The organism is Corynebacterium sp. KPL2838, from assembly GCF_040225455.1.
GTDB lineage: Bacteria > Actinomycetota > Actinomycetes > Mycobacteriales > Mycobacteriaceae > Corynebacterium > Corynebacterium rhinophilum.
In genome coordinates this window covers 57,055-71,335 of record NZ_JBEHFT010000001.1, presented here as the reverse complement: position 1 = coordinate 71,335, position 14,281 = coordinate 57,055, and the positions used below count along the sequence as shown (strand labels likewise).

Genomic DNA, 14,281 nt, shown 5'->3' with positions numbered 1-14,281 from the left:
GCTTTTTGGGGCACAACAGAGCTAGCAGCGCGGCGCGGCCGCGGACGGTGTCCACGGTTGCCACCATTATTCGGTGCAGTCACGGTGCTCAGTCACCTTCCCTTCGCCGCCACAGGTTCTTGCGTGTATCGATTGTGCCCTACAAGATGGGCAGTGCCCGCGCTACCACGCGCGAGCACAGAGAATTTCACCACTTATTCTGTCCGTTTAATCGGCCTGGCTGGTGTACGGCGCGCGGGCGGGAAGGTTGGGGCGACTATCGCTGGCGTTATCGCGGTTATCGTCGTCATCGCTGCCGCGGTGCTCATCCCGGTTCTCGTCCGCATCGTTGCCGCGGGCATGTTGCTGCTGTCCGCGCGGCACGGCGTTGAGAGAATCAGACATCCCCTCCGTATCCTTTGGATCGCTCGAGGCTTGGCCCGGGCGGATGGGTTCACCGTTGACATCGATAAGCTTTTCCGTATCCGGGGTGCCTTCGCGCTTGGCGATGATCTCTCCATCCCCGCCTACCTCAGTCACGCCGGGTTGCTTGGGCACTGCCATGCCCAATTCATCCGCGCGGCGGGCAATATCAGCCGAGGAGCTCAAGTTTTCGGCGTCCCGATTCAGCGATTCAATCTGATTATCCAACTGCGATTCCTGCACCGTCAGCTGCTGGATTTTAAACGTCTGCGAGGTGGACAAACCCGAGAGCCACATGGCCAGCACTACCCCGCCAATGAGCAAGGTAACGGCCAAGACGGCAACTCGGACAAAAGCGTTATTCTGCTTCGTCTGCTGTTGCAGCCGCCGGCCGCGGAAGCTGACGACCTGCTTCGAACCAAGCCGGTTCGGCCCGCGGTGCGGCACCCGGGTACGGCTGGGGGCCGCGCGGCGCACCGTTTTGCCAGTGGTCCTGGTGGAGGTGCGCTCGCGCACTGCGGTGGGCGCTCCCGTATCGATTCCGGTGGTGAAGTCTCGGCTGGCGCCCATGCTGCGAGTGGCCTCTCTGTCGCGGCTATCCGTTAAGTGCTGGTTTCGGCGTGGGATGGTGCTCATTTCTTGCCTCCCGGGGGTAAAAATTCTGGCGTGCCTTCAAGCCGTTCTAGGGCGCGCACGCGCACCGACGCGGCGCGGGAATTTTCTTCTACTTCCGCCTGAGATGCCTTTTCGGCCCCACGGGTAACCGTGGCGAATTCCGGTGCGGTACCCGGCAGGTCCATCGGCAAGCCGGCAGGCGTGGTGGACGTAGAAAGGTCCTTGAATGCCGCTTTTACGAGGCGGTCTTCTAAGGACTGGTAGCTCATAAAGACCGCGCGCGCCCCAATGGAAAGCGCATTTGTAATAACGGGAAGCACATTTTCAATGGCCTCCAACTCGCGGTTTACCTCTACCCGCAGCGCTTGGAATGTGCGCTTTGCGGGATGCCCACCCGTGCGGCGCGTTGCCGCCGGAATGGTCGAGTAAAGAAGCTCAACTAGTCGGCCCGAGGTGCTAAAAGGTTCCTTCTCGCGCTCCTTGAGCACGGCGGAGGCAATCTTGCCTGCGAAGCGCTCGTCACCATAGGTCTTAAGAATCCGCGCCAAGTCCCCGTGCGAATACGTATTGAGTACGTCAGCGGCGGTAAGCCCATGGCTCGGATCCATCCGCATATCCAGCGGCGCATCCGTCTTATAGGCAAAGCCGCGCTCTGCCTGATCCAGCTGCATGGAAGAAACACCCAAATCAAAGAGGGCTCCCGCAATACCGTGGGCGCGGGCAGTTTCAAAGATATCGCCCTCACCCTGGGCAATGGCGGTGCCGAGCTCATCGAAGCGAGCATTAACCGCGCAAAAACGCGGGCCAAAGGGCTCTAGCCTGGCCGAAGCATTGCGCAATGCCTGCTCATCGCGATCCACACCGATAACGCGCGCCTGCGGAAAGGTCTGGAGGAAGTACTCGCTGTGGCCGCCGGCGCCCAAGGTGGCATCGACAAGCACAGCCTGCGAGCCCGCATCCTCTACCCCGGGGCGCAGGAGCTCTGCCATGCGCTCGCGCATGACCGGCACATGGCCGTGGTTATCCGCCACATCGTAATTAAGGTCAGTTGTAGCCATGTCTCCCCGCGTCCCCCTTTCTTATTTCCGCTGTGCAGGACTTCCTATCGTGGAAAGCACGACGAGTGCATATAGGGCCCTGTCCGAGGCAGGTTTCTGATATCGGGGAAGTACACCAGAATCATCCGCCTCGGACAGAGTCCTTACACGCACTCGAGATGCGGGCTTCTACAGCAAGCCCGCAAGTACGTCATCGGCATCTGCTGCCGAATAAGCATCTTCAGTTTGCGATTGATACTCAGCCCACGCGGCTGCATCCCAAATTTCAAGGAAATCTACCGAGCCAACCACCACGCACTCTTTGGACAAGCCCGCGTACTCACGGTGACCTGCGGACAAGGTGATGCGACCATGCCCGTCGGGCCGCTGTTCGTCCGCACTTGCCGCCAAGTTACGAATGAAAGCGCGTGCTTCCGGATTGGTTCGAGAAACCGCCGCAGCCTTCCGTGCGCGTTCGGCGAACTCTTCGCGCGGGTACACGGCCAAAGAATGGTCTTGCCCCTTAGTGACCATCAGGCCACCTGCGAGTTCATCACGAAATTTTGCAGGAAGCGTTAAGCGCCCTTTGTCATCAAGTTTCGGAGTGTAGGTTCCGAGAAACATCCCGGCGTCCACCTTCCTCACTCGACAACTCCGGATTCCCTCACGTCAGAAGAGAGTTTTTCAACCCCATTCCTCCGCTGCGCCCCACTCTACCCCACTTTCCCCCACATGCCCCACTTAAATCGCTATATTCTTAATAACTCAAACCGTATGTGCAGTTAAAAGGGTGTTTTTACGGTGGGCAGATTTCCCGCGCCCCACCTTGACAACCCCGGAGATCCACCCCTTTAATCCCACCTACAACATCAAAATTACTTCACCCCATACGCCACTTACAGCGCATTGCCTGCATAGAGCCCAGGTATTTCCCCCTCCAGCCCCCACAATCTCCCACCGCACCGCAGTTTTGGTAAGAAGGTGGGGCAAAGTGGGAAATTTTGGTGAGCCATAAAAAATCCCCAGCCACCCTTTATGGTGACTGGGGAAATGAAAAGTTCGCGGTTAGCTCTCCTCAAAGCGCCGACGGAAGTTTTCTTCCAGCTTGCTGCCTACTCCATTACTACGGGATGACGCTGCCTTCTTTGCCCGCCCATTAGTGGACTTTTTCTTTCCTGTGCTAGCGGGCTGGTCGCCACGAAGCATCCACACACCAGAGGCAAACATGACAAGGAATCCGGCGATGGACAGCGCAATAAACCACAAGTTTTGCTGCGCCAAGGCCACGCCGCCGACGAGCATGCACAGACCAACCACGATGAGCGCAACCCCACGCAGGGTAAAAGCGCCGCCGGAACCGCCGATCGAGGTAGATTCAGACACAGAAGCGCCAAATTTAGGATCGTCCGCTAATAACGATTCCTCTATTTCACGGAGCGTGCGTTGCTCCTGTTCAGAAAGAGACACTTTTCCTCCAACTAGGGACTGGGCTTCGGCCGATATATCTTCTACCAATACTAACGTCCAGAGTAACCAGTATGTTCCCCAAAAGGTAGTTATTCCTCTCAGCAGTGATTATGCCGCGGTTATGCCGCAAAAGAGCCCAGAATCGTCTCGGCTTCACTCTCATCTAAAAACTGCGCTGCCTGCTGCATTAATCCGTAGACATACTCCTCATCCGGAGTTGCATCCAGGCCAGATGCAACCCGGGCGCGAGTGCGAGAATAGGACTTGAAAGCCTCCGCCCACTGCTTTTCTTCGGCCCCGATTAGAGCCAAGCGATCCCACGCGCTCGTTGGCAGGCGCCGGCGACGAGAGACCACCGATACCGCTACCCGCGCGCCAGCCGTACGCAATGCAGACTGATAGGCCACCTCTAACGCCTGATCAAAGCGACCCTCCGCCGCGTAGCTTCTCGCCTGATCTAAAAGCTCGCGGGCTTGAAATAAAAAGTGCGCCCGCTTCGCACCCTGCTTGCCAGTGAAGCGACCGGTAGTGCGGGACTGCGTTGCCGAAATAATCTGTGCCATTGTTTTTCTCCTGTAGTGCGCCAATAACTAACCGTGTTCGACTGCCGTTGACTTTAAGCAGCCGACTGGACATCTAGTTTCTATTCTAGGTCACATGTTCGAATTACTCAAGAGTTTTACCAGCCATATCTCCCTGCATATCGAACATTGTTCGATAGTTTTTAATGTTCGATGGAATAACCCCACCCCACCCTCGTCCGCCGGTAGCCGCACGTATCTGGTGAGATAGATACCGTGAGTTTCGAAATCCGCCGCTTAACCCCGCAAGAGTTCTCAATGTTGTCTCCTCAGCTCGTGGAGATTTACATCGAGGCCATGGGATATGACCCGGTCACGTTTTCGCGCAGTGTTGACCATTGGCGGGCGGATTCCATGCGCCCTGGGTTTACAGCGCTTATCGCCACGCATGACAACGGCGTCGTGGGCGTGGCATATGGATTTTTGGGATCACCGGATAGCTGGTGGGATTCCGAGCTGCGCCGAGCCCTGCGCCGCAATGGCGGCCCAACGGAGTCCGAATGGCGCATGCTGCGCAATTACTTTGAAGTGGCCGAAGTACACGTGCTACCGGCCTTTCAAGGACACGGTTTAGGCAGGCAGCTACTAGAAGGGCTGCTGTGGAATATCCCTGCCCAATATGCTTTATTATCAACGCCGGAGGCGCCACAGGAAGCCAACGGGGCGTTTCGCCTCTACCGGTCTGTGGGCTTCTTTGATGTCGTGCGTCACCATCGCTACCCCGCGGATCCCCGGCCCTTCGCCATTTTGGGAGTGAGCCTGCCGCTATAAACCTGCGTTATTTCTTCTCGGCTCTAGGCGGTATCGTGTGGAGGTGTGACTATGACGAATATTCCTGAGCTTGCGGATATCCCCGGCGCGGTGCGCGAAAAACTGGCCATCTTCTTGGATCAGCGCCGGGATCACGTGGCAGAGATCGGCGCCCCGGTCAGTACCGCCATGAGCTTCTTGGAATCATTCGTCCTCGATGGCGGAAAAAGGGTGCGCCCCATGTATGCGTGGGCGGGTTACCTCGCCGCAGGCCGCGGCTCGGAATCCCCTGAGGCCATGCTGCGCGCGGCGTCCTCGCTGGAGTTTATCCAGGCCTGCGCACTTATCCACGATGACATCATTGACGCGTCGAATACCCGGCGTGGGAAACCAACGGTGCATCGGGAAGCAGAGCGCCTCCACCGGGAATCTGATTTCTTAGGGGACCCGGAATTCTTTGGCACGTCGGTCGCCATCTTGGTGGGTGATTTTGCGCTGGTCTATGCCGAGGATATGTTTCAGGATTCCGGGCTTAGCCCGCAGGCGTTGCAACGTGCACGCGAGCCTTGGCGTGGAATGCGCACCGAGGTTTTGGGCGGCCAGTTGCTCGATATTTCCCTCGAGGCAGCCGGTTCCGAATCCGTGGCGCTGAGCAATTCCGTCAATCGCTATAAAACCGCCGCCTATACCATCGAGCGGCCCCTGCATTTGGGCGCTGCCATCGCGGGCGCGAGCGAAGAGTTAATCTCGGCTTTCCGCGGCTATGGGCACGATATCGGCATTGCTTATCAGCTGCGCGATGACCAACTGGGAGTTTTTGGGGATCCTGCGATCACCGGCAAGCCCGCTGGGGACGATCTACGGGAAGGCAAGCGCACGGAGCTTCTCGCCCTAGCGCTACAGCGCGCCGATGAACGCGATCCCAGCGCCGCCGCTACCCTGCGGAAATTCATCGGCCGCACCTCCGATCCGCAGGACTTGCTGCGCCTATCCCAAATCATTGCGGATTCCGGCGCCCCCGATGAGATTGAGCGCCGCATTACCGCGTTGACGGAATCCGGGTTGGCTCATCTGCGTGCGGCACATGTGGATCCGCAGATTACGGAAACACTAGAGCACCTAGCCATTCAGGCGACGACGCGACAAAAGTAGGTATCACTGTGGCCAAAACCTACTCCTTGCCAGTCCCCCGCGCGCTCCCGCTGGGCCTCGTGGCCTCGTGCATACTTCTTTTTTCGTCTTTTTCTGGCGGCTCGACCCGCAATCGCGGCGGCGTGCTCGAAGCGCTCAATATCGGCTTCTTATCGTATGGTCACGGGCGCAACCTCGGGTTGGTGCTGTATTGGGTGGGCATTTTCCTCCTCGCCGCCGCCTGGGTGCTTGCCGGGCGCATGATTATTCGCCGGCAGCTTAAGCACCCGCGCCCGGAGGGAGGGGTACGCGAGTTACAGCGCATCCTTATCGCATGGGTCACCCCGCTTCTTTTCGCCGGTCCCATGGCTTCCAGGGACGTGTATTCCTACCTCATGCAGGGCGCCATGGTGCGCGACGGGTTCGACCCATATACCGAGGGCGCCGCCATCAACCCCGGGCCCTTCCTGCTGGAGGTCTCGCAAGATTGGCGCAATACCACCACCCCGTACGGGCCACTGCACCTGTGGATTGGCAAAATCGTCACCACCGTCGTGGGCGATAACGTCACCGCCGGGATCATCATCTATAAGCTGCTTTCACTATCAGGCTTTGTCCTCATTGCGTGGACGGTGCCGCGCATCGCCCGAAAGCTCGGCGCGGATCCGGCGGTCGCGCTGTGGATTGGCGTTGCCAACCCGGTCATCATCTTGCACCTTATCGGTGGCATGCACAATGAATCCCTCATGGTTGGCCTCGTGTCCTTAGGGCTATTGGCCGCGCTGCACCAGCGCTTCCACGCAGCGTTGCTGTTAGTCGGTACGGCGGTGGCAATGAAGGCTACCGCGATCTTCGCTGCCCCCTTCATCGTCTGGCTCATGGTGCACCGCTACGCGCCTAAGGGTTCTACCGTGGTGCGCACGGCGGTAGCCTTCTTCTGCTCAGGGGTCATCGCGGCCGTGGAAATCATCGCCACGGTAGCGCTTATTACTTGGGGCTCCGGCACCTCATGGGGGTGGCTTTCCCAGGTCAGCGGCAACTCCAAGGTGATTAACCCCTTGGCAGGCCCAACATTGGCCGCAGACATCATCGTTCCCGCGGTCCACATTTTTGATCCGGACGCCTCCTATAACGCCATCTTGGGCGTCCTGCGCACGATCGCGATGGTATGCATGCTCATCGGCTTAGTCATCGTGTGGTGGCTAAGCCGACATACTGTCCGCGATGCCATTATGGGAACCGCGGCGGCCTACCAGGTTGCCTTCGTCTTCAACTCGGTGACCCTGCCGTGGTACTACGCCTCCATCTTCACGCTCATGGGCACCTTCCGCCCGCCGCTGTGGCTGCTGAAGTTTACCTCTGGCGTAGCGTTATTTATCAGCTTGAGCTTTTCCGGCGACGGCAACCACCAGCTCTATAACTGGTTCTGGGTCATCGGCCTCATCGTTGTGTCCTGGTCCGCAACGCAGTGGATGTTCGATGGCATTGGGCACAAAGGCCCTCAACTGCCCACACGCAGGGCTAAAAAGCAGACGCCTGAGCCCGCCGAATAACCTCGCGCGCCAGGTGCCCGTGCAAGGCGTCAATGGGCCGGCCAGGCAGGGAGTCATCTGCGGTAAATAGGTGGCGCAGGATTTCCTCGTCGTCATAGCCGCCATCGGTAAGCACGGTAATAACGCCGGTGACATGCTTGGCGATGCTCCCCTTGTCATTGAAGAATGCCAGCGGCACACGCTTGCCTTCGGGCGAGTCCCAGACAATGAATTTGCGGTCCTGGAGCAGGTCATAGGCGCGCGTGATGGGAAGACCTAGCTTGTCTGCCACCTGCTGCATGCTGAGCAGCTCTTCGCCGGCCAATAAGGAATTCAGGGAATTTTCTGCATTAGTCACGCCACCTACTTTAACGCGGCCTAGTGGATCGGCCATACTGGGAGTATGACTAGGTTGGAAATTGGTGACGTGTTGGAAGACCGTTACCGCATCGATCGCCCCATCGCCCGCGGCGGTATGTCTACCGTCTATCGCTGCGTGGATATGCGTTTGGGCCGCCAAGTGGCCGCAAAGGTCATGGATGAGCGCTATGACGATGACCCGGTTTTTATCAAGCGCTTTTCCCGCGAGGCCCGCGCGATGGCGCGGTTGCAACACCCCAACCTCGTGGCCATTCATGATTTTTCCGCCGATGGCGAGCCCATTTACCTCATCATGGAGCTTATCGATGGCGGCACCTTGCGCGAGCTGCTTGCCGAAGGCGGCCCGCTGACCGTCCCTGCCGCATTATCGACCCTGCGCAGCGTGCTCCAAGGCTTGACCGAGGTGCACTCTACAGGGCTTATCCACCGCGATATTAAACCCGATAACGTGCTCATTACCTCGCATCACCGGGTGAAATTGGGCGATTTTGGCTTAGTCCGTGCGAGGAATGCGCAGGCAACCTCGAATATGATCGTCGGCACCGTCTCATATTTGGCGCCGGAACAGGTCACCGGCGAGGATATAACACCCGCCACCGACGTGTATTCCGCCGGTATTGTGCTATTTGAACTCTTGACTGGAACCGTGCCCTTCTCCGGGGATACCCCGATCGCGCACGCCACCGCGCGCCTATATGCGGATGTTCCCGCCCCATCCACGCATGGTGAGGACGTGCCCAAGCTTGTCGATGCCCTCGTGGCCACCGCCACTGCCCGCGATCCCCGCGAGCGCTTTGCCGATGCCGGGGAATTTTTGGATGCCCTCGAGGATATTTGCCGGGAATTGGATCTGCCCACGGTCACCATCCCGGTCCCCCGCAACGCCGCTGCCGCGCGCACCGCACAAACACCCACTGACTATTCCGGCATCGGCGCCACGGATGTATTTGAGCCCACGCGGACCATCCCGCAGGGCGCCACCGAGCACTTGGACGGCGGGCCCACCGAGGTTATTCCTCCCGAGCCGGATCCGCAGCAGCCGGACTTTGAAACGCGCCTCGATGTACCCAAGGCATCGGTCTCCTCGGAGCCGCCACTGCCACCCGCCCCAGCACCGGCCTCGGCGCCTGTCCCCGCACCAGCGCCCGCTGCGGGCGTGGGGGAAGCGCATTCTCCTGCACAATCCCCCGCGCAGGTGGCAGAAGAAGAACCCGCTGAGCGGCCGCTAACCAATCGCCATCCTGCATCACTGCTGGTCTTTCTCCTCGCAGTGGTGGTGGCAACCGGTGCGGTCGCTATCAGCGGGTGGTGGTTTGGCTCCTCCTATTACGAAGGAACCCCGTCCCTCTGGGTCTAGTGGCAGCTAGTTCCGCAGCATCTCTGCGATGAGGAAGGAAAGCTCGAGGGACTGTTGCGTGTTCAGGCGCGGATCGACGGCGGATTCATAGCGGCCCGGCAGATCTAGGTCGGTGATGTCCTCGGCGCCGCCGAGACATTCCGTGACATCTTCGCCGGTGAACTCGAGGTGCACGCCACCCGGGTGGGTGCCCAAATCGCGGTGTACCTCGAAGAAGCCCTGCACCTCGTCGACGATTTTGTCAAAGTGGCGGGTCTTGTACCCGTTGGACGAGGTAAAGGTATTGCCGTGCATGGGGTCGGACTGCCACACCACGGTATGTCCGGAATCTTCGACGGCCTTGATGATGGGTGGCAACACGCTGCGGACCTTGTCGTGCCCCATACGGGAGATGATGGTCAAGCGGCCGGGCTCGCGGTTGGGATCCAACTTTTCGGCATATTCCACGGCCTGCTCAGGCGTGGCGCCAGGTCCGAGCTTAATGCCCACCGGGTTGCCGATCATGGCGGCGAAGTTGACGTGGAAGTCATCCAGACCACGCGTGCGCTCACCAATCCACACTTGGTGCGCGGACAGGTCATAAAGCTTGGTATCACCATTATCATCTTGGCCCAAGCGCAGCATGGAACGCTCGTAATCCTTCAACAGCGCCTCGTGCGAACAGTAAATATCCGCCGAGTGCAAGGTGGAATCCTGCACGCCGCAGGCATTCATGAATTTCAGGCCGTTTTCAATCTCGCGGGCCAGATCCTGGTAGCGGGCACCGGCGCGCGATTTACGGACGAACTCCCGGTTCCATTCGTGCAGGCGGTACAGGTCAGCGGTGCCGGAGGAGGTCAAAGAGCGTACCAAGTTCATGGCCGCGGAAGAGTTAGCGTAGGCGCGGATCATGCGTGCCGGGTCATGACGGCGATCCTCATCGGTGGGTTCCACGCCATTGACAATGTCCCCACGGTAATTCAACAAGCCATTCGCGTCCGTATCCGAAGAACGCGGCTTCGCATACTGCCCAGCAATGCGTCCCAGCTTCACCACTGGAACGGAAGCACCATAGGTCAAAACGACGGCCATCTGCAGTAAGGTTTTGACGTTGCCGCGAATATGCGGTTCGGTATTAGATTCAAAGGTCTCGGCGCAATCGCCGCCTTGCAGGAGGAAAGCGTTTCCTAGTGCGACATCGGCAAGCTGCCGCTTCAGCTTCTCAATCTCCGGGGCAACCACGATGGGCGGCACCGACTCGAGAATCTTGCGCACGTTATCGGCTTGGGTGGGATCCCAACTAGGCTGTTGCTTTGCGTCACGCTTGATGACGTCCTGGAAGACCTCCTCAATGCCCTCTGGCAATGGTGGAAGATCAGGCAGAACACTTTGCGGAATATCTACTGTCCAACTCACTCTTCCATTTAACCATTTACTGCCTGTCGATTGGTAGTTAACTGCTAGAAATTGATTCTATTCCCCTTGGACAAGGGCAAGACCTCGGTGCAGGCGCGGAATTTGGCGAGGTTATGGCGGGCATCGACAAGCGCATCGTGATTGCCCTTAGGCACGGCCGGCAAGCTGGGGCGGCCGGCGAACTCCCACAGCTGCTTCAACTCGCGGGTATAGCGCGGCAGGCGCTTGGGCAAGCTCGCCATATCGCCCCACAGCTGCGCCAAGACCACGTGGTCATACGCGCCGACCCAAGCCCATAATTCAATGGGCGTAGAGCTGCGTGTGAGAAACTCCAGGATTTCCGTGCGGATGGTGCGCGCCGGCTTCCATGCAGAATCCTGGGGGCTGGGCAGCTTAGCCAACACGTTTTCCTTGACCCAAGAATTGGCCTTAGACGGGTCAAAATCCGTGGATACGGCATAATATTCACTTCCGTTTTCACCGACGATGCCGATGGAGACCAATTCAATGGTCTTGCCATCCTCGATAAATTCGGTGTCATAGAAGTAACGCACGTTTCCCAAGCCTAGCGCTGCGGCGATGGGCGCGGGAAATTGGCCCCACGATCGCGTCACTGTAAAATTTTGCGGGTGAGCAGAACCGATAATAAAGCCCTGTGGACCACCGCCCTCCCCCTAATCCTGTCTGCGCTCGCGGCGCTGTGGTGGATTATCGATATTCCTGCGTTATTCTCGGGCGAGCTTCGTGCCTTTTACCACATTGACCTCGATGTTTACCGCGAAGGCGGGGCAGGTTTCGGCAGTGATCTTTATGATCGTGACTATTTCGTAGGCACTGACCGCAACTTTTCCCTGCCTTTTACCTACCCACCGTTTGCGGCCCTGCTCTTCGCCCCGCTGCAGTGGGTCCCCCTCACCGCTGCCGCCGTGGTAGTCACGGTCCTCTCCGTACTCGCATTGTGGGTGTGCATTGCGCTGGTATTGCGCTCCCTCAACTGCCAGGAATGGGCGGCTTGGGGGCTTTTTGCCGCCATGCTGGCCGAGCCGATTACGCAGACCTTTAGTTTTGGTCAGATCAATATCCTGCTGACCGCACTCGTGGTCATTGATTTGCTGTGGGTGAAAAAGGCCCGTGGCATCCTGACCGGCATCGCCATTGCTATCAAGCTCACTCCCGCCGTCTTTTTGGCCGTCTTCTTCGTCCGCCGCGAATGGAAGGCCTTCTTTACCACCCTGGGATCCTTCGTAGCCGCTGGCCTCATAGCCTTCGCCGCCAATCCGCATAGCTCGATTGAGTATTGGACCTCCACCTTGCGGGATTCCGAGCGCATCGGCGGCCTAGCCTATAGCGCCAACCAGTCCTTGCGCGGCTTGTTTACCCGCCTTAGCCCCGATAACGCTGAAACTCTGTGGCTCATTGGCGTTATCGTCGTCATTGCAATTGTGTGGTTTGCCATGGAGCGCCTTTCCCACGGCAATCAGGTCGTGCTTATGTTGCTGGCGGCGTCTGTGTCGCTGCTGTGCTCCCCCGTATCGTGGTCGCACCACTTCACCTGGTTGGTATTAGCGGGCGTCTACTTGGTTGCCAGCCGCCGCTGGATCCTAGCGGCACTCACTTGGCTGGCGTTATTTGCCCGCGGCCACTGGAAAGTTCCGCATACCGAAGACCAAGAACTGGACTGGACGTGGTGGCAGCACATCGTTGGCAATGACTACGTCATCATTACCGTGTTGTTGGTTGCTTGTTCGCTACCATTGGCTCTACGGCGGGGCGGCGCCTACCGATCCGCGGCGGAACCAGTGTCCAGCCAAGGATAGGGACCTTCCCCAGCGCCCACAGTGCCAGCGAAGAAATGGCTGTAAAGATAAAGCACATACCGATCCAGAACCACGTGTTTTCCAGCGGCCACTCGCCCGCCAAAGACACGACATAATCGTGATGCACCATGTAGTACCCGTAGCCCACGGTCAAGCCAATAGGGTGCGACAAATAAATCGGTAGCGTGTGCCGCCCGACAAACTTCACGCCTTCTGCAATCCACGGAATGTGGCTAATGAGCACGGCGCCGATAATGCCCGCCGGCACCTCCAGTGCCTGTTCCACGAGGCGCACTAATAAGTTGACATCTCCCCAACCTAAAAAGTCCGCGCCCAGCAGGGGCCAGTTAAAAGCAACATCAGCATCGTTGCCATCCCACACGTGGCGCAGGGCCAGGCCTGCACAATAAGCGCCGATGGCTGAAGCATACGCTCCAGCACTGCGCGTGCTCCACGAGCCGCGGAATATCTCTTCTGCCGCAGCGGCAAAACGCGTGATTGGCTCGCGAAGATAGGCGGCGCCTACAAAGATGGGAAGGAACATAATGGCCTTGCCAATAAACTGAAACTGTTCCTGCCACGCAATAAAAAGCACGGGAGTAAAGCTCAGGCCAATTCCTGCCCACGCCGGTAAAGCACGCACACACCACAAAAATAAATTGAACAAAATGAGCGCGTGGATAAACCACGCCATCGTATGGCCAAGGAAAAGATTTTCCAGCATTTCGGCCATACCCATGGAAGAGTCACCGAAAACCCACTGGTATTCCAGTTGTTTGGTCATATGCTCTACGGACATCCACACCAAATATGGGATGAGGAAAAACCAGAGCCGGCGGGTAAATAACTCCGCGAAACTATAACGAAAGACTTTAAAAGAGAAGTAGCCGGAGACCAGAAAGAACAGGGGAAGGCGCAGGGGGTCGAGAAAGGTATTGAGAGTTGCGAGCCACGTTTGTTCGGCTCCTGGCACCTTCAGCGTGATGTGTAGGAGCACCACGCCGATGATAGAAATTCCTTTTGCGGTATCCGGCCACGCTAAGCGGGCCTGAGGAATTGCAATTACCTCCCTTTGATCTCCGCACCGGCGGGGTATCCGTGGCCGGCCTTTAATGATTCCTTTACATCAGCCGCATAGACATCCACATAGGGATTGCCGGAGAGCTCGGCTAGTGTCCCCATGACCATGTCCGTGAACGCGCGAATGGTCTCGTGCTGCTGCGGATCCATGCCGTGCTCGCGCGCCCAATCGTGCGGGTAAATGGGATCTCCCACGCGCATCCCCACCTTGGCGGGACGGACAATCCACGAGCCGATTGGGTTAGCCTTGCGGGAATTGATCATAACAACGGGATAGACCGGCTGATTGGTCTCCATGGCAATGCGCCCCATCCCGGTACGCCCCTTGTATACACGCCCATCTGGGGACCGCGTTCCCTCTGGGTAGATACCAAAGAGATCACCGCGCCCCAAAATCTTCCGCGCGGTCTCGAGCATAGCCTCCCCCGCTGATTCATGATCCCGCTCAATGGGAACTTGCCCGACGGAGCTAAAGAACCACTTCTGCATGCCGCCCACGAGGCCGGGGGTGGTGAAATACTCCGCCTTGGCCAAAAAAGTAATTTGGCGCGGGCACAGCAGGGGGAAGAAGAAGGAATCCATCACCGCTTGGTGGTTGGACACCAAAATCGCGGGCCCCTCAGCAGGGATTTTTTCCATCCCTTCTGACCAAGGGCGGTTCCATACACGCAGGGCGGGCCCGAAAAAGATGTGCTTAAACGCCCAGTACCATTTGTTTTTCATCTCCAGCTCGTCC

At 58.3% G+C, this 14,281-nt stretch carries 15 protein-coding genes; 5 read left to right on the top strand and 10 right to left on the bottom strand.

All coding sequences use genetic code 11. From position 1 onward, the window contains the following. Positions 1-207: 207 nt before the first annotated feature. The 5 genes from ftsL to ABRP98_RS00315 all read right to left on the bottom strand — a co-directional run bounded on the left by ftsL (position 208) and on the right by ABRP98_RS00315 (position 4,084). On the bottom strand, positions 208-1,038 hold the full coding sequence (gene ftsL, locus ABRP98_RS00335; protein WP_349856983.1) for a cell division protein FtsL: 831 nt from the start codon (positions 1,036-1,038) through the stop codon (positions 208-210). Continuing rightward, positions 1,035-2,075: a 16S rRNA (cytosine(1402)-N(4))-methyltransferase RsmH gene (rsmH, locus tag ABRP98_RS00330; RefSeq protein ID WP_349856982.1), complete on the bottom strand. Its 1,041-nt coding sequence runs from the start codon at positions 2,073-2,075 to the stop codon at positions 1,035-1,037. Before rsmH ends, ftsL begins: the two co-directional genes overlap by 4 nt. 168 nt (positions 2,076-2,243) lie before the next feature. Beyond that, complete coding sequence (mraZ, locus tag ABRP98_RS00325; RefSeq protein ID WP_034654127.1) at positions 2,244-2,678, bottom strand: division/cell wall cluster transcriptional repressor MraZ; 435 nt, start codon at positions 2,676-2,678, stop codon at positions 2,244-2,246. A gap of 441 nt (positions 2,679-3,119) precedes the next feature. Then, positions 3,120-3,521 carry a DUF3040 domain-containing protein gene (locus ABRP98_RS00320; RefSeq protein ID WP_284769508.1) on the bottom strand — a complete coding sequence of 134 codons (402 nt, stop codon included), beginning with the start codon at positions 3,519-3,521 and terminating at the stop codon, positions 3,120-3,122. A gap of 119 nt (positions 3,522-3,640) precedes the next feature. Continuing rightward, positions 3,641-4,084: an SAV_6107 family HEPN domain-containing protein gene (locus ABRP98_RS00315; RefSeq protein WP_284783552.1), complete on the bottom strand. Its 444-nt coding sequence runs from the start codon at positions 4,082-4,084 to the stop codon at positions 3,641-3,643. Positions 4,085-4,318: 234 nt separating this feature from the next. Here ABRP98_RS00315 and ABRP98_RS00310 point away from each other — a divergent pair, with 234 nt between their 5' ends. The 3 genes from ABRP98_RS00310 to ABRP98_RS00300 are packed head-to-tail and all read left to right on the top strand — an operon-like array spanning position 4,319 to position 7,536. Beyond that, positions 4,319-4,873, top strand: a complete 555-nt coding sequence (locus ABRP98_RS00310) for a GNAT family N-acetyltransferase (protein ID WP_284783553.1) — start codon at positions 4,319-4,321, stop codon at positions 4,871-4,873. A gap of 51 nt (positions 4,874-4,924) precedes the next feature. Further along, positions 4,925-6,004 (top strand): polyprenyl synthetase family protein, encoded by a 1,080-nt coding sequence (locus tag ABRP98_RS00305; RefSeq protein WP_284819310.1) that lies wholly within the window; start codon positions 4,925-4,927, stop codon positions 6,002-6,004. 8 nt (positions 6,005-6,012) lie between these two features. Beyond that, positions 6,013-7,536: an alpha-(1->6)-mannopyranosyltransferase A gene (locus ABRP98_RS00300; protein ID WP_349856981.1), complete on the top strand. Its 1,524-nt coding sequence runs from the start codon at positions 6,013-6,015 to the stop codon at positions 7,534-7,536. On the opposite strand, the gene ABRP98_RS00295 is transcribed toward ABRP98_RS00300, so the two are convergent. Further along, positions 7,505-7,909, bottom strand: coding sequence for an Rv2175c family DNA-binding protein (locus ABRP98_RS00295; RefSeq protein ID WP_005278391.1), 405 nt, complete (start codon positions 7,907-7,909; stop codon positions 7,505-7,507). The two genes, ABRP98_RS00300 and ABRP98_RS00295, sit on opposite strands and share 32 nt — an antisense overlap. 9 nt (positions 7,910-7,918) lie before the next feature. Here ABRP98_RS00295 and ABRP98_RS00290 point away from each other — a divergent pair, with 9 nt between their 5' ends. Beyond that, positions 7,919-9,253, top strand: a complete 1,335-nt coding sequence (locus ABRP98_RS00290) for a serine/threonine-protein kinase (protein WP_349856980.1) — start codon at positions 7,919-7,921, stop codon at positions 9,251-9,253. A gap of 6 nt (positions 9,254-9,259) precedes the next feature. Here ABRP98_RS00290 and ABRP98_RS00285 read toward each other — a convergent pair whose 3' ends face one another. After that, entirely contained in the window at positions 9,260-10,648 is a 1,389-nt protein-coding gene (locus tag ABRP98_RS00285; protein ID WP_284769502.1) for a class II 3-deoxy-7-phosphoheptulonate synthase, read from the bottom strand. A gap of 44 nt (positions 10,649-10,692) precedes the next feature. Then, on the bottom strand, positions 10,693-11,202 hold the full coding sequence (locus ABRP98_RS00280; RefSeq protein WP_284784644.1) for a polyadenylate-specific 3'-exoribonuclease AS: 510 nt from the start codon (positions 11,200-11,202) through the stop codon (positions 10,693-10,695). Positions 11,203-11,277: 75 nt separating this feature from the next. Here ABRP98_RS00280 and ABRP98_RS00275 point away from each other — a divergent pair, with 75 nt between their 5' ends. Beyond that, positions 11,278-12,465, top strand: coding sequence for a glycosyltransferase 87 family protein (locus ABRP98_RS00275; RefSeq protein ID WP_284769501.1), 1,188 nt, complete (start codon positions 11,278-11,280; stop codon positions 12,463-12,465). Here the strand turns inward: ABRP98_RS00275 and ABRP98_RS00270 are convergent. Together ABRP98_RS00270 and ABRP98_RS00265 are read right to left on the bottom strand one after the other, a co-directional pair. Further along, positions 12,371-13,465 carry an acyltransferase family protein gene (locus ABRP98_RS00270; RefSeq protein WP_349856979.1) on the bottom strand — a complete coding sequence of 365 codons (1,095 nt, stop codon included), beginning with the start codon at positions 13,463-13,465 and terminating at the stop codon, positions 12,371-12,373. The genes ABRP98_RS00275 and ABRP98_RS00270 overlap by 95 nt on opposite strands. Positions 13,466-13,527: 62 nt before the next feature. Then, the gene (locus tag ABRP98_RS00265; protein ID WP_284769499.1) at positions 13,528-14,268 is read right to left on the bottom strand and encodes a lysophospholipid acyltransferase family protein; all 741 of its coding nucleotides are present in this window, start codon (positions 14,266-14,268) and stop codon (positions 13,528-13,530) included. Between the last annotated feature and the right edge of the window lie 13 nt (positions 14,269-14,281).

What these genes read in the sequence shown, in the direction of transcription:
- ftsL (WP_349856983.1), bottom strand. Translation starts at nt 1,038, where the DNA reads ATGAGCACCATCCCACGCCGAAACCAGCACTTAACGGATAGCCGCGAC.
- rsmH (WP_349856982.1), bottom strand. Translation starts at nt 2,075, where the DNA reads ATGGCTACAACTGACCTTAATTACGATGTGGCGGATAACCACGGCCAT.
- mraZ (WP_034654127.1), bottom strand. Translation starts at nt 2,678, where the DNA reads ATGTTTCTCGGAACCTACACTCCGAAACTTGATGACAAAGGGCGCTTA.
- ABRP98_RS00315 (WP_284783552.1), bottom strand. Translation starts at nt 4,084, where the DNA reads ATGGCACAGATTATTTCGGCAACGCAGTCCCGCACTACCGGTCGCTTC.
- ABRP98_RS00305 (WP_284819310.1), top strand. Translation starts at nt 4,925, where the DNA reads ATGACGAATATTCCTGAGCTTGCGGATATCCCCGGCGCGGTGCGCGAA.
- ABRP98_RS00295 (WP_005278391.1), bottom strand. Translation starts at nt 7,909, where the DNA reads ATGGCCGATCCACTAGGCCGCGTTAAAGTAGGTGGCGTGACTAATGCA.
- ABRP98_RS00290 (WP_349856980.1), top strand. Translation starts at nt 7,919, where the DNA reads ATGACTAGGTTGGAAATTGGTGACGTGTTGGAAGACCGTTACCGCATC.
- ABRP98_RS00265 (WP_284769499.1), bottom strand. Translation starts at nt 14,268, where the DNA reads ATGAAAAACAAATGGTACTGGGCGTTTAAGCACATCTTTTTCGGGCCC.